Genomic DNA, 18,671 nt, shown 5'->3' on the forward strand with positions numbered 1-18,671 from the left:
TTTTCAAACCCACCTCCATATTTTCCTTTTTCGGCTAACTCAAATAATTGATTTTCAATCGTTTCAATTTGTTGGGAAGGTGTGAACTCCAGAGGCGCATCAAAAGCTGTATTGGCAACTTCATTGCCAAGATTAATCAAAGACCGGCGGATAAAAAGATCGTAAATGACACGTCCATAATCTTCAGCGTTAATAATAGTGACTGCCTCTGTGGCTAAGCGAACAACATACTGGTATACAGTAATATCTCCAATTTTTTCTTCCATTTGGATATAGGGCTTAATTGTAATGGGGTTTGCAAGATGGCCCTTTTGAATAATTTGTAAGACAATCTCAAAGATCTTTTGATGTAGCGTTTCAAAAAAATGTTCTGCTTTGAGAAAGTCTGAAACGCGATCGAGTGCATTATTATTAATCAGGATTGCTCCAAGTAATGCCTGTTCCGCTTCAATATTATGGGGAAGTTGACGAAAAGAAGAAGCAAAATTATCTCTTGGATTTTCTGTTTTTAGCATGTTCAATGTTCTCATTGCTTTCTTTTCCCTTGTTTGGTGCCTCAAGTGTGATTTCTGTTGTGTATCCGCTTTGTTTTTCATAACGATGTGTGACGGTAGCGGCTTTCCATGGTCCATTGATTTGCCCACGAAACCCTTGAAGGATGAGAGGTTGATCCGCCATGATTTCAGGGCGTCCTGCAAGAGACAAAGAACCACTGCCTACAGCACGACATAAGCGATCCGACTCGGAAGCGGCGGCAGATAAAGCTTCCTCTTGACATGGATAACAACTGCGAAGACGCCGCACAGGCCCGCTAAACCCTGTCTGATGCTTGACTTGGCATTGTTGCCCTGTTGAGCGATCAAAATAAGAAGCTTCAATGATGCCGTATTGCGTGCGTGGCTCTAACGTGAATTCCCAGTTAGAACAGTCGTGCTTATGAAGTTCAAGTGCTGGTAAATTATCCCCGCTTAAAAATAAAAACTTATGGTCCTTGATTAAAAAACACGCCTGCATGCGGTCCGCAAGACGGGTTAAAAATCAGCCCATGGATTGCGAAAATTAGCAGCAACACGTGCAGCAAATGCGGGCGCGAAAGTTTCACAAATGAAAGCGCTTTTTGGTTGGACAGAAGATAATATGGCATCCCTTTGTACCAAAACAGCCGATAGAAAACGACTTGCGATAGAAGCAATCAAAAAGCTACAAAAAAGTTAGAGCAATAGGCGGAAGCTAAAAAAACAAACCAAAGCACCATCAAAATTATTAACGAAATCAAAGCGGCGTTTGAAGTGTATCAGAAACAAGAGGAGAAATAGGTGGTTGTTCCTGTTGCATTGTTTGCCATAAATTATAGTTTGTTTGCATATCCAACCAAAATTTTGCTTTACTAAAACCAGCTAATTCTAATTTAATAGAAAGCTCGGTACTTATAGAAGCATGTCCGTTAATCACTCTTGATAAAGAAGCTCTTGTCATATGGAGATGATCAGCTAATTTTTGTATTGTTATCCCCATTTCTTCTAAGAAAGCTACTTTCAGAACTTCACCCGGATGTACGGGGTTATGCATCATTTTTTTTCATTCCTCTCATCAATGGTAATCTTGATAATCAACAAGCTCCACATCTGTTCCTATAAAGCGAAAAGTAACACGCCAATTTCCATTCATCCATATAGAATAGTACCCTGTAAGTTCACCTTTAAGAGGGTGTATTTTAAAGGCAGGCGCTCTCAACATTTCAGACGTAGTAGCACTTGTTAAAGCCGTTAAGATAACGCGTAATTTTTTTACGTGATCTGATCAAATAACTTTTGTGGAACCTGTTGTATAAAATAATTTTAAGCTCTTATGTTTAAAACTCACAATTGCCATTACCGCCCCTTGTCGTATATCGTTGCTATACGGTTAATAACAATAAGAGTCAAGCCCATGTTAGAAATATCTGATTCTATATCTGGAAAAAATGGATGGGAATAAGTGATAAAAAAGCTTCAAAAAGGTTAGGGATAGACACCCAAAAAAACATAACAGAATCAATGATTATAAAATCCCTTACTCTTGTAATAAATTATTGATTTTAATTGCCTTTTTTACACTCTTTTAGTGGTGCAAAACTATAACGATGTAATCTTACGATTGGACCATATTTATTAAGAGCCGTACGATGAACTAACGTTGCATATCCTACATGCTTCTCTAAACCATAGCCTTTATAAACTTGTCCTGCACATTTCATCATCCGGTCACGCGTTACCTTCGCAATAATAGATGCGGCTGCAATTGAAACCGAACGCTGATCGCCCTTAATCAACGCAATTGCAGGACAAAACAACCCAGAGGGAATATCACGTCCATCAACAAGTACATAGTGGGCTGAAACAGCTAATCCTTTAATACAGCGACGCATTGCTTCTAAAGTTGCTTGTCTAATATTAGATTGATCAATTGCACGAGCGCAAACACTAGCAACTGAAACCGCTAATGCACTTTGCAAAATTTCATGATAAAATCTATTTCGTTGGAGAAAAGAAAGTTTTTTTGAATCATTTAACCCATTAGGAATACGATCTTTATCCAAGATAACTGCTGCCGTTACCACAGGTCCAGCGAGAGGCCCCCGTCCTACTTCATCAACACCTGCTATATGAAAAAAACCCTGTTTTTGCAAATCCAATTCGTACGAAAAATTTGGTTGAAGTGGCACATTAAACATCTTTGATAAATCACAAATACAACAAATATACACTTATTTCTGTAGCCTGCTTATTTTTTGCAAGCATTACAGTTTTAAATAGCTCTTCAAACATTCTGCGAATTCTTACACAAAAGATAAAAACAAACCATGAGATAAAGAGTATCCTATTGTCCATTTTTCTTCTAAAAAATTATTCTAGCATGTATTCATTTTGTTTAAAAAACAAAAAGTAGATTTCTTTAGTTACCCTTTTCATTATGTATAGTAGAATCAAGACAAAATAAAAGTTTTTATTTCTCAAATAGTTCCTAAAGTTATGATCGGTTTTACAAACCAATTTGGGTACATTGATTTGATAAAAAGAGCTGCCTTTTGCGCTGCTTGTTGATTTTTAAAAATGCCAAAACAAGTTGCCCCCGTTCCAGACATACGAGAAAAAAGAGACCCACATTCATCTAATACAGATAACACTTCGGCTAACTGAGGTGCCATTTTTAATGCCGGAGAAAAAAGATCATTACGCGTTTCTTGTAAAACCTCAACCAATGAATCAACAGTCTTTAAAGCGACTGAATCAATTTTTAAAGAAGGATGATGACGCTTCTCTAACGCTTTAAAAACAGCTTGTGTTGAAATCTCTTGTCCATGATTAACCAATACCATTGCCAGTGAACAAGCCTCTTGCAATCGTATAATCTTTTGACCAATCCCTTTAACCAAAAGTGGCTGCTGATATTCTAATGCAAAAAGACACATGGGTACATCAGCACCAAGAACTAAACTCATTTTTGCTAATTTTTCATAAGGGCAATCAAGATTCCACTGTTGATACAACATGCTTACAACCCCAGCAGCATCACCTGAGCCACCACCAATACCTGAGGCAACAGGTAATGTTTTTACAAGTCGAAAAAACGCAGGTTGAGCACTTTCAGGAAAAGTCTTATGCATAAAATCCCGTGCACGAATAACCAAATTATCTGAATGAGAAACAAGCCCTTTTGCAAATGGCCCCGTTAAAACAAACTGGTCACTTTCACAAGACGCATAGTGTAAGCAATCACCGCTAAGACTAAAATAAACCAAACTTTCTATTAAATGATAACCATCAGCACGTTGCCCCACAACATGCAAAGCTAAATTCAATTTAATGGGTGTAAATACATAAGAATGTCTTTGGATCGAAGCTTTTACATGTGATATCATATGACGTAATATTAACCTATACAGAGTTCTTTTATAAATATGCCCCTTTCATTCATACCTGTAGCATAAACCCTATAAATAGCTTGAAATATTCTTAATCATTTTCTAAATAAGTAATAAATATGAAGAATTCTTATACAAAATAAACTTTCGTATCATTTCAAGCCTTTTTTCTTCTATCATCTGTTTTTAGATAAAATCTCCTCTCGAATGATTTTTGGCCTCACAAACCGTAACGCTGCCAAAGTGCCCGCTCTTCTGCTGCCATCAACGCACTGTCAACTGCTGTATAAACTGTATGAGCAGTCACTCCTGAATGCGTTTTAGGGCTTAAAAAACTTTTTGGAGGCATAATAAGTCGAAGTTTTGCATCATTACCAAAGCGCTCCTTAATAACAGAACGTACATCATTCAATCCGTCAATCAAACCAAGTTCAACGCCTTTTTTTCCACTCCAAAACATTCCTGTAAAGAGATTCAAATCATTTGATAATTTTGTAGAACGCCGCTCTTTAACTAAATCGATAAAAGTTTGATGTACTTCCAGTTGGAGAGATTTCAAATGCTCAATATCCGCCTTTTTTTCAGGCTGAAATGGATCTAGTGTAACCTTGTTCTTTCCTGCTGTGTAAACGCGCCGTTCCACACCAATTTTCTTTAAAAGTTCCGGAAAACCAAAGGAAGCTGAAACCACCCCAATGGAACCAACAATCGAAGAAGGATCTGCAAAAATTTCATCTCCTGCACAAGCAATCATATAACCACCGGATGCTGCTATATCTTCAATAAATACAAGAACCTTTTTATTTTTTTCTTCTGCCAAATCACGAATACGCTTGAAGATTAAACGCGATTGTACAGGTGAACCTCCAGGAGAATTGATAATAAGGGCAATAGCCGGTGCTTTTTTGTACGCAAAAGCCTTCTCTAAAAGACTAGCACATCTACTAAGGGAAAGCGTACGAGATATAGATGCTGATGAATCCATAATCGCCCCTTGAAGGCGAACGACAGGAATTTCTAGTTTATTGGAAGAAAAACGATGGGGAATAAGTTTCTTGATAACGTCAATCAAAACAAAATCTCCTTATAAGTTAAGAAAAATTAAAGAGGACAGGACAACAAAAAGGAACAACGCGATACCATCCAAAAGCGCCAATCAATCCCCACATTACAACCAGAAATATAATTTCATACAAAAGCTAAACCTCCCTAGTAACAAAGTGTAGACTTTAAAGAATAAACTGAAAAACACAAGATACCATTACAAAAGTTCCCACAAGCTTATATATCCATTATTAATTGCATCAATCCGTGGTGAAAAAGTATGACCATTATCTTCATGTATCACCAGTGCCGGTAAAATAGATAAAGCTGCTCTGCTTCCTCGTTTTGCGTAAAATAAAAGACGAATTGCTGCTGTCTTTGCACGTGCATGCACAGGAACGATGCAAATACCACCAAAGCGCCCTTCTAAAGCACGCAAAATATCTACTAGTGATTGTGGTCGTGCAATGAGCCCTAAGTATCCACCTGGCTTGACAATCGCTGCTGCACTCCGCAACCAATTATCAAACATCGCTTCAGGCATAACGTGTGCTTCAGATTTTTGTTGATCAGGTGTCTTGCGATCAGTAGGATTATTAAAAGGTGGATTCATAATCGCAAAATCAAAGCTATTATCTATCAAACCTGCTTTTATACGTTCATTCCCTTTGAAAGTAACATCTGCTTCTAGCAAACAAATGCGGCCAGCAAATTGTTTATTTTGTTTTAGCATAAGCGTTTTTTGAGCATAAGATATCATAAAAGCCGAACGTTCAACTAAGGTAACATGAACTTTCAGACAACGCGAAGCAACAGCTAACCCTGCAGCTCCAGCACCAGCACCTAAATCAACAACCTTGCCCTTTAAATCACTTGGAACCAAACTAGCTAATAACATCGCATCCATTCCAGAACGATGACCATATTTATGGGGTTGAACCAAATAAAATTTCCCGCGGTGAAAACTGTCAATTGTTTCACCACTCTGATTCGCTGCTTTATCCATTTAAAAGCCTAATGCTCACCTTTATAAACTGCATTTTTGCCATTCAGCTGCTATTTTAAATTTTTTATTATTTTATAACAATAAGATTACACTCGCTAAAGAACATTTCTTGCCAATAACATTCCAAGCTAACACTTTTAAACGACATCAAAAGCTTGAGTCAAAACCAAACCCCCTTTATGCTAATGAATAAAGTAAATTTTATATATGTCCATTGCAATACTCTAGGAGTAAACACATTGAGTGCAGCTATCAAACCAAAACAAATAAGAAATAATCAAATTTCTCTTCAATCTCTTGTCAATCTTACTCAAAAAGATATGGATTGCGTAAATCAATTTATTCTCTCTATGGCAAAATCAGAGGTTGAGATGATCCCTGAAATTTCTAACCATCTTATTTCATCAGGTGGAAAGCGATTACGCCCAATGATTACGCTCGCTTCTGCTCATATGTTCGGTTATCAAAGTGACGGGCATATAAAACTCGCAACAGCTGTTGAATTTATGCATACAGCAACATTACTACACGATGATGTGATTGATGAAAGTAATTTACGACGTGGAAAATCTACAGCACGTATGATTTGGGGGAATCAAGCAAGTGTACTTGTTGGTGATTTCCTATTGGGGCAGGCCTTTAAAATGATGGTCGATGTCGGTTCCATAGAAGCGCTCTCTGTCCTAGCCAACGCTGCTGCAATTATTGCTGAAGGAGAAGTTATGCAACTTTCTGCCGCAAAAAATATAAAAACCAGCCCTTCAGAATATCTCAAAATCATCGATGCAAAAACAGCAGCACTTTTTTCAGCAGCCGCTGAAGTAGGACCCATTATTGCTGGCTATGGAAATAAAGAGCGTTCTTCATTACGTGAATATGGAACATCCTTAGGTTTAGCTTTCCAATTAATTGATGATGCACTTGACTATAGCGGTAGTGCTCAAAACTTAGGAAAAAATATAGGGGATGATTTTAGAGAAGGAAAAATCACAATGCCTGTTATTCTCGCCTATGAGCGTGGGAATATGCTAGAAAAAGATTTCTGGAAAAAGGCACTTGAAGATGGCAATAATAATGATGAATCCTTCGCACACGCACAACACTTAATGGAAAAGTATGATAGTATCACAGATACAATAGAACAAGCACGCATCTATGGAAAATATGCAATTGATGCTCTTGTTCCCATGAATGAAAATCTTGCTTATAATGCTCTCGTTGAGACTGTTGAATTTTGTATTGCGCGCGTAAACTGAATTCTTTGCAAGAATCGCAGTATTTCTCAACAAAGTAATGAGATATGATCTATAAACAACACCATCAATTGATTATCTTGAAAAGGATTAGCTCCATGTGCTCTGCAACGGTATCTCGACTTTTTGCCCTCTTTATCGTGGGTATCATGCTGATGCCATCCCTCACCTACAGTAAAATAAGTGCAGCAACTCATACAAGCTCATTTACAGGTGCTTATTTAGCTGGAAGGGTTGCAAATCATGAAAATAAAACAGAACTTGCTATCAATTATTTTAAACAAGCACTGGTTTATCAACCTGATAACATTGAAACACAAAAAGAGCTCCTTGAAGCTATGCTCTCGGTCGGAAACTTTAAAGAAGCTGTCCAACAAGCCCAAAAACTCAAAGAGAACGATGTTATAACTCCCTTTGTTTCCTTAACTTTGTCAGTAGAAAGTCTCATCAAAAAAGATTATAAGAATGCCAAGGCTCTTCTGAAATTAAAGGAACTTCCTACGTCCAATAATCCAATACCTGAACTCATCGGCGCTTGGATTACATTTGGATCTGGACACAAATCTCAGGCAATCGATGATCTTAAGAAACTCAAAGGTCCTGTCTGGTATGATCTTTTTATATCTTATCATCTAGCACTTATGAGCGACCTTGCAGAACGGCCAAAGGATGCAAAAAAATATTTCATTAAAGCACTGAGTAACAAACAGGGAACTCTTATCGCTCCTAATACTTATGAGCGTATTATCATAGCCTATGCCTCATTCCAATTGCGCCATAATATGCGCAACCAAGCCCTTCAAACAATCCAGCATGGCGAACAAATGTTGTCAGGTCGAGAAGTCCTTAAAAACTTTCAAGAAAAAATTGAAAAAAATTCTTTCTTAGAGAGAGTTATTAAAACACCTCAACAAGGAGCAGCCGAGGTATTATATAATTTTGGAACAGCCCTCAACTACAAAAACTCAGGGCGAATTGCACGTATTTTTAAGCAATTATCTTTCGCCTTATACCCTCAAAATGACGCAACACTGTTTCAGCTCGCACACATTTCTGCTAAATTGAACGATCCACATCAAGCAATTAAACTTTATCGCGCTTTATCCCCTAAATCTCCTTATTATAAAGATGGACAACTTCATCTTGCATTCCTTCTTGCCAATAACAACAATTACAAAGAAGCAATAAAATTACTCACATTGTTAAATAAAAAATTTCCCAATGATCGTAATATTTTGATAACGCTCGTTGCTTTTTATATGCAGGACAATAAATTTCTTGAGGCTATTAAAACTCTAGACTACGCTATTACAAAGATAAAAAACTTTCAGCAGGACGATTGGAAACTCTTTTATCAGCGTGGTATTGCTTTTGAACGTTTAAAGCAATGGCCAAAAGCAGAACTTGACTTGCGAAAATCACTTGAATTTTTCCCAAATCAACCGCAGGTTCTTAATTATTTAGCCTATTCCCTTGTGGAACGTGGTGAGAAGCTTGAAGAATCGCTCCGTATGCTACAAAAAGCCTCTGCTTTGCAAGCTCACAACAGTCATATTCTCGATTCTTTAGGGTGGGCTTATTATAAACTAAAAGAATATAATAAAGCAGTGCAAATATTAGAAAATGCTGTCAGATTACAACCTGAAGACCCAACACTGAATGATCATTTAGGGGATGCCTATTGGAAAGTTGGACGTAAACGTGAAGCAATCTTTCAATGGAACCACGCAATTGACGGAAAACCAGAAAATTCTGAACAAATTCAAGAAAAGTTGAAATTTGGTTTGCAATAAACGATGCTTAACCATAAACCACATGAATAATAAATAGAGAAACTAAAATTACTTTGTTTTTTTGTTTAGTCCAATATAAAGAGTATAAAGCGTGAAACTGCCTGAACATCTTAACCCCAAACGTTCTTTTCAGGGACTAATCTTAACTTTGCAAAATTATTGGGCACACTATGGATGTGCAATTTTGCAACCTTACGATATGGAAGTCGGAGCTGGGACTTTTCATCCAGCAACAACATTACGCTCTCTAGGGCCACGCCCTTGGAAAGTTGCTTATGTCCAACCCTCTCGACGTCCAACAGATGGCCGATATGGTAAGAATCCAAATCGTTTACAACACTATTATCAATTCCAAGTGCTTCTCAAACCCTCTCCGCTCAATCTACAAGAACTTTATATAAAGTCGCTACAAGCTATCGGGCTTGATACAAAACTGCATGATATTCGCTTTGTTGAAGATGATTGGGAAAGTCCCACTCTTGGTGCTTGGGGGCTTGGATGGGAATGTTGGTGCGATGGAATGGAAGTCTCTCAATTTACTTATTTTCAACAAGTGTGCGGCATTGAATGCGCTCCAGTTTCAGGGGAACTCACATACGGTCTTGAGCGTCTAGCGATGTATATCCAAGGGGTTGATAACGTCTATGACCTTAACTTTAATGGTTTAGAGGGAGAAAACAAAATAAGTTATAGAGATATTTTTTTACAGGCAGAACAGGAATACTCATATTACAACTTCGAATTTGCTGATACAAAACTGCTCCATCAGCACTTTATCGATGCAGAACGCGAATGCAGCGCACTTCTTGATGCTGGAAAACCAAATAAAGAAAATGTATTCCATCGCTGTGTTTTTCCTGCCTATGATCAATGTATTAAAGCGAGCCATATCTTTAATCTTTTGCAAGCACGTGGCGTTATTTCTGTAACCGAACGACAAAATTACATTCTTCGCGTTCGTAATCTCGCGCGCCGTTGTGGGGAAGCCTTCTTACTCACAGAAGCTGGACAAATATATACTGGAGAGGCCTAATGTCTGATCTTCTTCTTGAACTTTTCAGTGAAGAAATACCCGCACGTATGCAACGAAAAGCTGCTGCTGATCTTAAAAAAGCTGTTACGGATCAACTTGTGAATGCTGGATTAACCTATAAAGCCGCTCGTGAATATTGGACACCTCGTCGGTTAACATTGGACGTACGCGGACTTTCTATACGCTCCAAAGATGTCCATGAAGAACGCAAAGGTCCCAGTATAAAATCACCACAGCATGTAATTGATGGTTTTCTACGTGCAACAGGATTAAATAATGTTTCTGAAGCGCATATTGGACATGATGATAAAAAAGGTCATTTTTATATTGCTAAAATTGTTAAAAAAGGTCGAGCTGCAGAAGAAATTATTGCCGATATTTTACCGGATATTATCCGCAACTTTCCATGGCCTAAATCTATGCGTTGGGGAAAAGATTCAGCACAAAGTGGTACTTTGAAGTGGATTAGACCTTTACAAAATATTCTTTGCATCTTCGGACCAGAAATTGGCGAAACACATGTTGTTCCGTTTACAATTGGTTCTCTTAAGAGCAATAATCTAACTTATGGTCATCGTTTCTTAAGTGACGGAAAGCCATTCCAGGTGCGTCGCTTTGATGACTATGTTACTCAACTTGAAACACACAAAGTCATTCTGGATGCAGAAAGACGAAAGAATATTATTTTAGCTGATGCTCAAAATCTTTGCTTTGCAAACGGTTTAGAACTGGTTCAAGATAATGCCCTCCTAGAAGAAGTTTCTGGCCTTGTTGAATGGCCTGTTATCCTTATGGGTGATTTTGACAAATCATTCCTTGATATTCCTCCAGAAATTATTCGCTTGACCATTCGAGCTAATCAAAAATGTTTTGTCACCCGCAAACAAGGAGAAAAAGTAAAACTTTCTCATCGTTTTATTCTCGTTTCTAATATTCTTGCAAATGATGAAGGCAAAGAAATTTCGAAAGGAAATAGTAAGGTTGTCCGTGCCCGTCTTTCTGATGCACTTCATTTTTGGCAAACCGATCAGCGTGATTTGCCCGATATTAAACAATTGGAATCTTCTGTAAAAAAATTTGATCTTGATATAAAAAAACCTCTTGATCAAAGAATGGCGCGACTTGATCATTTGAATGTAACTTTTCACGCCAAATTAGGTACACAAGGTGCAAGAGTAGAACGCATCGCTACACTCGCACAAAAAATTGCACCTTTGATACAAGCAGATCCTCTCTTAGCGAAACGTGCAGCCATCCTTGCAAAAGCTGATTTGCAAACAGAAATTGTCGGAGAATTTCCTGAACTACAAGGTGTTATGGGGCAAAAATACGCCCTTCTTCAAGGGGAAGATCCTCACGTCGCTGTAGCAATCGAAGACCATTATAAACCTCAAGGACCAACAGATCGTCTTCCACAAGAACCACTTGCTATAACCGTTATGCTCTCCGACAAAATTGACATGCTCGTTGGCTTTTGGCTCATTAATGAAAAACCAACGGGCTCAAAAGATCCCTATGCGTTAAGACGAGCAGCATTGGGAATTATTAGGCTTGTACTTTCGCGAGATTGGAAAATCAATCTTATGCCACTGTTCCAGTTAGCAACGAATCTTTTCTTACAACAAAAAAATAAATATGAAATCTCTCAAAGAGAAAATCCACAATTGCAGAATCTGCTTCCAGAAAAAACAGAATATATTTTATCAGATCTGTTATTCTTTTTTCATGACCGTTTGAAAATCTATCTAAAAGAGGAAGGCGCTCGTTACGACGCCCTTGAAGCCGTTTTAAATAAAGATTCTGATGATTTTTTATTGGTTGCACGTCGTGTCGAATCGCTTATCGCTTTTATCAACACCCATGATGGAATGAACTTTGTAGCCTCTGTAAAACGTACTGCCAATATTCTTGAAAATGAATTTCAAAAAAGCACAAAAATAGCGAATGAAATTAATTTTGAGCTCTTTGTCGAGAAAGAAGAAAAACAGCTCTATCATGCAATCTGTGAAGTAGAAAAAAAAGTTCTTGCTCCCATCAATACAACAAATTTATCATTTGCCCTCAGTGTGCTAGCGCCACTTGGAAAATTGATTGATATATTTTTTGAAAAAGTATTGGTGAATGATAAAAAACCTGATGTTCGTGCTAACCGTCTTGCTCTTCTCAAACGCACTCACATTGTTACACAATCGGTTGCAGACTTCTCAAAACTTGTCATTTAAAATCAAAGAGCCTATTAACTGATAAAAACAATGAAGATAAATTTTTCTTTTTTATGACTTTTATTAATTAATATTGATACTAATTAATATTGAGAAAATTATGCAACCAAAGAGACTGTTCTTTATCTCTCAAATATCATTAATTAAGATATGTTTTCATTTTGATAAATGATTCTTTCTCAAGAGACTCTTTAATAAGTTCATCTACCTTGTTAGCATCTATTTCTCTTGTAATAAGGGTACGTGCTGTAGAAATTGCCAAATCAATAGCCGATGAAGAAACCATGCGCATAGCATCGGCTTCTGCTTGGGAAATTTTTTGTTCTGCCAATTTATTGCGGTTTTTTACATATTCTTCTGCTTTTGCACGGGCTTCAGCAATAACAGATTCAACTTCATGCTTTGCTGCTGCAATAATTTCTTGCGCATCTTTTTCTGCTTCTGCATGTTTGCGTTGATATTCAGCCAATATTTCCTGTGCCTCTTCACGAAGACGCAGAGCCTCATCCAGTTCATCTTTGATACGTTTCGCGCGCGCATCAAGATGGTGTATAACCCTCTGTGGAATTTGGAAATAGACTAAAAGAGCCAAAAAAAGAACTAACCCAACAAATGCCCAAAAAGTATCAGTCATCTTTTTCTTCCTCAATAATCTGCAGTTTTAACAACTGAACGAACAGCCTCTTTGTTGATATCAACGTCAATCAATTTTTTCACAATTTCAAGAGCTACTTCTTCAGCGATAGAACCAACATTTTGCATGGCTTTATCCCGAATTTTTGCTATCTGTTTTTCAGCATCTGCGAGTTTTTTCTCTAAACTCTCTTCAATTTCTTTCCGTTCAAGCTCTGCCTTTTCTTTTAATTCTTCACTAGCTACCTGCGCTATAGCCTGCGCGTTCAAACGCGCTTCTGCTAATTTCCGCTCATAAGTTTCAACAACAATGTCTGCTTCTTGCTTCATGCGCATTGCCTGATCTAAATCAGATGCGATTCGATCTCGCCGTGTTTCAATAACACCGCCAATACGTGGTACAATTACACGGGAGATAAAAAGATAAAACAGTCCGAAAGAAATTGCCAACCAGAAAAAATGCGAACCAAAATGCACAAAATCAAAAGGCGGAAACACACGATTTGCATGCTCTGCCACCTTTTTAATATGTTCTATCGACGTTTCAGTGTTCTGTGCATAAGCGCTTGAAACAAACATCTTCTTTCATCCTTTAAATAGCTTATTAAAGCCCTCTATAACCGATGATAACTGACAAACATCTCTCTGGCATCTCTCTGGTTAAGAGCCTAAAAGGGTAAATCTTTCCTCATGCAAGAACAGATATACCCTTTTGATGATGATTAAACCCCAAAAAGAAGTAATAAAGCAATGAGCAATGAAAAAATTCCCAAAGCCTCTGTTACAGCAAAACCAAAGACGAGACGTCCAAACTGACTATCTGCTGCTGATGGATTTCGTAATGCACCAGAAAGATAGCTACCAAAAATATTACCAAGTCCTAAAGCTGTTCCAGCCATACCAAAGCAAGCAAGACCAGCGCCAATATATTTTGCTGCAAGCACCATTTCCATGTTATTCTCCTTTAAAGCGAAATTGCATTATTCGACGGAAAACCGCCAGTTTTATTAATGTCCTGGATGAATTGCATCATTAAGATACATACAAGTTAAAACCGTAAAGACGTAAGCCTGAAGAAATGCGACCAAAAACTCAAGAGCAGTAATTGCTACAGTCATAATAAGCGGTAAAATCGAACCACCCACACCTACGAGCCCTACCCCAATCATTGAAACAACAAACCCAGAAAACACTTTAAGCGTAATATGACCAGCAAGCATATTCGCAAAAAGACGAAGAGAAAGACTAATTGGACGGGAGAGAAAAGAAATAACCTCAATCATTGTCACCAGAGGTAAAACCACAACAGGAACTCCACTGGGAACGAACAGTTTCAAAAAACTGACCCCATGCTTATAAAAGCCATACCCAATCACCGTCAAAATTACCACCATTGCTAATGAAAACGTGATCATGATTTGAGACGTAACCGTATAAAAATAAGGAAAGAGACCAATAAAGTTAGCAACCAAAATAAAAGTAAACAGAGAAAAAACTAAAGGAAAAAACTGCATTCCCTGCACACCAGATGATTCCCGCAGAGTCGATGCTACAAACTCATAGGCCATTTCCGAAAGAGACTGCATCCGCGTTGGAACCAATCCACGACTCGATGATGAAATAAAGAGAAAAATAGAAGTTACAACAACCGTGAGGACTGTAAACAATGATACATTTGTAAACGATAAATCCATATTTCCTATGGAAATCTTAATCAGCCTTAAAACCTCAAACTGATGAATAGGATCTGGAGCGTGCGCTGTCACTTCAACCTCATTTATCGGACCTCTCATTGGCCCCTTTATTTTGTTTATCTTGGCGCAATACGCCTTCTTTTCCTAATTGACTGGAGGAAACATACCCCACAGACCGAAGAATACTCAATACACCAGCAGCAAATCCAAAGAAGAGAAAAAATACCAATCCCCAAGGCCATGAATCTGCTAACTTATCAAACCCCAACCCCAAAACAATACCAACTATAACACTTGCCAGAAACTCACTGGAAAGCTTAATTGCACCTGCCATCCTTCCTTGTGATTTTTCCCGCTTATTCCTATGCTCCCGCTTCTTTAATGCTTGCTTGCGTACTAAAGCTACGCTTAAGTTCCTACTACGGCATTCCAAATCCTCTGAATGAAGACACTCTCCTTGCTTTTCCTCTTCAGCCTCCTTACAGCTCATAACGGGTTTCTCGCCCATCGCCATCATTGGCTCCTTAATTAAAAAGCAACGTAAGAATACATTTCATAAAACCGTGTGCATCATATTGTTCCCGAATTTATTCGTCAAGATACTAAAAGAAATCTATCACAAGTTATCGTATAAATTTTATTGCAGAAATAACGTATTTTTCAATTTACATGCTTTCTTAAAAAGATATTCCAAGCACCTAAACCGATTTCACGACAGCACCCGTGAATGTATAACGAAAAGTTCACGTGAATAATATAAAACTCATAGAACAACCATTTTTACGTTTAACAAAAGGTGTAAACTAATACCATCTTATTTTCCGACTCCCAATGTTATATCAGTCCTAGTTTTGAAAGAGAACATAGAAAGCTAAAAACAGTATGAGAGCGTTGGTTTTCTCCTTTTATTCGAATAAACTTGCACTTTTTATTTTATGAAAATAATAATAATCAATTGTTTCTATATGATCCTATTCGCAAAGTATTTTACATACGCCATTAAAGGCCCCACCACGAAATGAGCTTGAGGATATTAAGAGAAGTTCCTTTAAATACAAGATATTAATAAATCTAAAATTTCAAATAGATTAAGCCAATAGAACATAATAAATTTTAAATACGATTACCATACCACTTTATACAATTTTAATCCACTTTTATGAACTTCGCTTTTTACAATTGAATATCCGTAGATTCAGCAAATATTTTTGCTTTTTATTCAAACAAACTATCGTAAGCAAAAGCGCTTATTCATAAGCTTTATTTTTATGAAACGATAATCTAATGCTGCTTTTCAAACAAGCATCATAATTATATTCCCCTACCCTCATATTGCATCTATTCTTGCACTTATAATAACCCATTAAGAGGATTATGTACTCTTTCTTAAATACTCCCTATTAAACTCTTCTCATGACATGCAAATAAATGACCTTTATCAAGATGAGAGAGCTCTATTCAATAGCGCTCATGATAAATGATTATCAATAAAATTAAAGAGTTATCATTTCTTCTTGGAACGTGTCGCAAAAGGATTATCAGAGGCTCGTAATGATATGCGAACTGGTATACCAAACATATCAAATGTTTCACGCAACCCATTGACAAGGTAACGCAAATACGACTGGGGCATACTTTTGGGGCGCGAGCAAGAAATCATAAATCCAGGAGGACGTGTCTTAACCTGTGTGATGTATTTAACCTTAAGTCGACGTCCAGAAACCGCAGGAGGTGGATGATGTGCCACAACAGTTTCAAGCCATTGGTTCAATTTAGCTGTCGAAATGCGACGATTCCATACACGGTGCATCATCATCACATTTTCCATAAGTTTATCAATTCCTTGACCATATTGTCCCGATAAAGGAACAGCCCTCAAACCACGAACTTGAGGAAGAAATCGTGCACATTTTTCATGCAAATCAATCAATGTAGCCTGACTATTTTCAATAAGGTCCCACTTATTAAAAGCAATAACTGGAACACGCCCTTCACGAATCACAAGATCAGCAATTTGTAAATCCTGTTTTTCAAAAGGCATCGTTGCATCAAAAACAATGATCACCACTTCTGCAAAACAAATAGCACGCAAAGTGTCAGCAACGGATAATTTTTCTAACTTTTCTTGAATTTTCGATTTTCGACGCAAACCCGCAGTATCAAACAGTTTAACATGACGACCACGCCATTCCCAATCTACAGAAATAGAATCACGCGTAAGTCCTGCTTCTGGTCCTGTTAATAACCGCTCTTGTTTCAGCATACTATTGATAAGAGTAGATTTTCCTGTATTGGGGCGCCCCGCAATTGCAATCCGAATAGGCTTATTTTCATCGTACATAAGCCCCTCTTCTTCCAAATTGTTTATATCATCACCAACAGATGCAGGCCGTATCGTAATATCTTCTTCTTTGTTATTGTCAAAAGCGCGTTCAGCCCCAACAGCCTCTATAATTGCATCACGAAGATCACTAATTCCCAAACCATGTTCAGCCGATATTGGGCACGGCTCCCCCAAACCTAATGACCACGCCTCATACTCTCCTCCCGTTGCCGCTCTTGACTCAGACTTATTAGCAACAAGGACTATTGGTTTTCCTGATTTGCGAACCAATGAAGCAAAGTTTAAATCACTTGGTGTTATTCCACTCTTTGCATCAAATACGAATAAAATAAGATCAGCTTCATCAATTGCAACTTTTGTATGAGAACGCATACGCCCCTCAAGTGTATGATCACCTGCTTCTTCCAGCCCAGCCGTATCAATCACATCAAAACGTAGATCTTGAAGTTTTGCCGCATGAATACGCCGATCACGTGTTACACCTGGCTTATCATCAACCAAAGCCAACCTTTGCCCAACCAAACGATTAAAAAGTGTTGATTTCCCAACATTGGGACGACCAACAATAGCAATGGTAAGGCTCATCAATTTATTCCTTATTTGTCTTGCCCTCGGCTTGTATGAGCTCAAGCATCATTCGAGCCCGATCTGCTATTTTTAAACCCAAAGCACCTTCTTCAGAAATTTTCTTAAAATAATAAACCGCCTCATCCATTTTATCCGACTTATAAGCAGCTAAGCCTAAAGCTTCTCTTGCAGACATACGCATAGGATCGGTATCACTTGCCATCTCTTTGACGCGCTTTTTGACATCCTCCAAAGTTCCTGTATCAACTAAAATATAGGCTGCTCGAATTTTTGCAACTTTCCGCAAAATCTGTGGTGCTTTCTCATCCGATGCAACAGAATCAAAGATCTCCACTGATTTAATCATATCACCTTGCTCCATGAGTAAAGAAGCCTCCCGCAAACGAGCAAGAAAAGGATATCCTCCAAAGTTAGAGTCTTTAACATTCTCCAATTGCTTTATCGCTTTATCAAAATGACGTGTATCCGCAAAATTAAGGCTTTTTATAAATGCGTCACCAATATAACCAGCTTTCTTTATTTGTGCATGATGATAAATTTGATAAATAATTATCATGATGATGAAAAGAAGGACTGCTCCAATAATTGAAAAACCATAACGTCTCCAAAAAGCAAGCGCCTTTTCCTGACGAAATTCAGCATTAACTTCAGCAATAAAACTATCATACGACATATATCATACCTTGTAAAAATTTACTCTCTGCGCTTTTACGCATAAATGGACAAAGATGGTAGCCTAAATCAACTAAAATCTTTAAATTACTGATTTATTTATTTCAAATTGACATGTAACCAAATCAATTGGATTTTTGCAACTGTCTTAGTCAAAAACGATGTAAATGTTCTTTAAGCTTACATCACAACTTTTGAATCTTATAAAAAAATCACTGCTTTAATATTATCCATGATTGCCTACCATCTTCAGCACCCTTCCCTCTCTATTATATGAAAGATATCTTTTAAAGTCTTTAACACAATCATTGTATTGTATTCGATTATAGGATTTTAATACCATTCTTTATTCATCTAGCTTACTGTATTTATATATCTTTTTTAATATGAGGGATGCGTAAATAAAAGTTGGGGAATAGAATTTCGCAATAGCCTCTACAAAAAGCATACTTCATGGAGTGTTTCTAACATTTCTTTGAAATCTG

Annotated in this window: 17 protein-coding genes and 3 pseudogenes; 5 read left to right on the plus strand and 15 right to left on the minus strand. The window is 37.6% G+C overall.

The annotated features are described in order from the left end of the window. Together ACFINA_RS06775 and ACFINA_RS06780 are read right to left on the minus strand one after the other, a co-directional pair. On the minus strand, positions 1-515 hold a 515-nt coding region (locus ACFINA_RS06775), incomplete at its 3' end, for a DnaB-like helicase N-terminal domain-containing protein (RefSeq protein ID WP_375607585.1). Further along, positions 487-1,038: pseudogene (locus ACFINA_RS06780) on the minus strand (phage late control D family protein); the annotation flags it as partial. The pseudogene ACFINA_RS06780 and the gene ACFINA_RS06775, both read right to left, overlap by 29 nt. On the opposite strand from ACFINA_RS06780, the pseudogene ACFINA_RS06785 reads away from it, so the two are divergent. Continuing rightward, positions 1,036-1,215, plus strand: a pseudogene (locus tag ACFINA_RS06785) (integrase); the annotation flags it as partial. The pseudogenes ACFINA_RS06780 and ACFINA_RS06785 sit on opposite strands and share 3 nt — an antisense overlap. A 57-nt stretch (positions 1,216-1,272) precedes the next feature. Here the strand turns inward: ACFINA_RS06785 and ACFINA_RS06790 are convergent. The 6 genes and pseudogenes from ACFINA_RS06790 to ACFINA_RS06815 all read right to left on the minus strand — a co-directional run bounded on the left by ACFINA_RS06790 (position 1,273) and on the right by ACFINA_RS06815 (position 5,954). Next, the gene (locus tag ACFINA_RS06790; RefSeq protein ID WP_375615286.1) at positions 1,273-1,572 is read right to left on the minus strand and encodes a HigA family addiction module antitoxin; all 300 of its coding nucleotides are present in this window, start codon (positions 1,570-1,572) and stop codon (positions 1,273-1,275) included. Between the two features lie 18 nt (positions 1,573-1,590). After that, positions 1,591-1,872: pseudogene (locus tag ACFINA_RS06795) on the minus strand (type II toxin-antitoxin system RelE/ParE family toxin). A 205-nt stretch (positions 1,873-2,077) separates the two neighbouring features. Beyond that, positions 2,078-2,713 (minus strand): ribonuclease HII, encoded by a 636-nt coding sequence (locus ACFINA_RS06800; protein ID WP_375615287.1) that lies wholly within the window; start codon positions 2,711-2,713, stop codon positions 2,078-2,080. Between the two features lie 279 nt (positions 2,714-2,992). Further along, the gene (locus ACFINA_RS06805; RefSeq protein ID WP_375614431.1) at positions 2,993-3,901 is read right to left on the minus strand and encodes a 4-(cytidine 5'-diphospho)-2-C-methyl-D-erythritol kinase; all 909 of its coding nucleotides are present in this window, start codon (positions 3,899-3,901) and stop codon (positions 2,993-2,995) included. A gap of 223 nt (positions 3,902-4,124) precedes the next feature. Further along, positions 4,125-4,976 carry a S49 family peptidase gene (locus tag ACFINA_RS06810; protein ID WP_375615288.1) on the minus strand — a complete coding sequence of 284 codons (852 nt, stop codon included), beginning with the start codon at positions 4,974-4,976 and terminating at the stop codon, positions 4,125-4,127. 189 nt (positions 4,977-5,165) lie between these two features. Next, the gene (locus ACFINA_RS06815; protein WP_375615289.1) at positions 5,166-5,954 is read right to left on the minus strand and encodes a tRNA1(Val) (adenine(37)-N6)-methyltransferase; all 789 of its coding nucleotides are present in this window, start codon (positions 5,952-5,954) and stop codon (positions 5,166-5,168) included. 179 nt (positions 5,955-6,133) lie between these two features. Here ACFINA_RS06815 and ACFINA_RS06820 point away from each other — a divergent pair, with 179 nt between their 5' ends. The 4 genes from ACFINA_RS06820 (at position 6,134) to glyS (ending at position 12,255) form a co-directional block, all read left to right on the plus strand. Beyond that, positions 6,134-7,210: a polyprenyl synthetase family protein gene (locus ACFINA_RS06820; protein WP_375606428.1), complete on the plus strand. Its 1,077-nt coding sequence runs from the start codon at positions 6,134-6,136 to the stop codon at positions 7,208-7,210. 95 nt (positions 7,211-7,305) lie between these two features. Continuing rightward, entirely contained in the window at positions 7,306-9,000 is a 1,695-nt protein-coding gene (locus tag ACFINA_RS06825) for a tetratricopeptide repeat protein (protein WP_375610078.1), read from the plus strand. Positions 9,001-9,091: 91 nt separating this feature from the next. Next, positions 9,092-10,033: a glycine--tRNA ligase subunit alpha gene (locus ACFINA_RS06830; protein ID WP_375606430.1), complete on the plus strand. Its 942-nt coding sequence runs from the start codon at positions 9,092-9,094 to the stop codon at positions 10,031-10,033. Then, on the plus strand, positions 10,033-12,255 hold the full coding sequence (gene glyS / locus ACFINA_RS06835) for a glycine--tRNA ligase subunit beta (RefSeq protein WP_375615290.1): 2,223 nt from the start codon (positions 10,033-10,035) through the stop codon (positions 12,253-12,255). Before ACFINA_RS06830 ends, glyS begins: the two co-directional genes overlap by 1 nt. A 139-nt stretch (positions 12,256-12,394) precedes the next feature. Here the strand turns inward: glyS and ACFINA_RS06840 are convergent, their stop codons facing one another. From ACFINA_RS06840 to ACFINA_RS06870, 7 genes are all read right to left on the minus strand, one after another. Next, positions 12,395-12,889 carry a F0F1 ATP synthase subunit B gene (locus ACFINA_RS06840; RefSeq protein ID WP_375606432.1) on the minus strand — a complete coding sequence of 165 codons (495 nt, stop codon included), beginning with the start codon at positions 12,887-12,889 and terminating at the stop codon, positions 12,395-12,397. 11 nt (positions 12,890-12,900) lie between these two features. After that, positions 12,901-13,467: a F0F1 ATP synthase subunit B gene (locus tag ACFINA_RS06845; RefSeq protein WP_375606433.1), complete on the minus strand. Its 567-nt coding sequence runs from the start codon at positions 13,465-13,467 to the stop codon at positions 12,901-12,903. Between the two features lie 143 nt (positions 13,468-13,610). After that, positions 13,611-13,841 (minus strand): F0F1 ATP synthase subunit C, encoded by a 231-nt coding sequence (locus tag ACFINA_RS06850; RefSeq protein WP_005773968.1) that lies wholly within the window; start codon positions 13,839-13,841, stop codon positions 13,611-13,613. A 54-nt stretch (positions 13,842-13,895) separates the two neighbouring features. Beyond that, positions 13,896-14,654, minus strand: coding sequence for a F0F1 ATP synthase subunit A (locus ACFINA_RS06855; RefSeq protein ID WP_375606478.1), 759 nt, complete (start codon positions 14,652-14,654; stop codon positions 13,896-13,898). Positions 14,655-14,661: 7 nt separating this feature from the next. Further along, on the minus strand, positions 14,662-15,096 hold the full coding sequence (locus tag ACFINA_RS06860; protein WP_375615297.1) for an AtpZ/AtpI family protein: 435 nt from the start codon (positions 15,094-15,096) through the stop codon (positions 14,662-14,664). Between the two features lie 990 nt (positions 15,097-16,086). Beyond that, positions 16,087-17,511, minus strand: coding sequence for a ribosome biogenesis GTPase Der (der, locus tag ACFINA_RS06865; protein WP_375615291.1), 1,425 nt, complete (start codon positions 17,509-17,511; stop codon positions 16,087-16,089). Positions 17,512-17,515: 4 nt separating this feature from the next. After that, positions 17,516-18,187 carry a tetratricopeptide repeat protein gene (locus ACFINA_RS06870; protein ID WP_375615292.1) on the minus strand — a complete coding sequence of 224 codons (672 nt, stop codon included), beginning with the start codon at positions 18,185-18,187 and terminating at the stop codon, positions 17,516-17,518. Between the last annotated feature and the right edge of the window lie 484 nt (positions 18,188-18,671).

Origin of the sequence: Bartonella sp. AC10YNML (assembly GCF_042196825.1) — a bacterium.
GTDB lineage: Bacteria > Pseudomonadota > Alphaproteobacteria > Rhizobiales > Rhizobiaceae > Bartonella.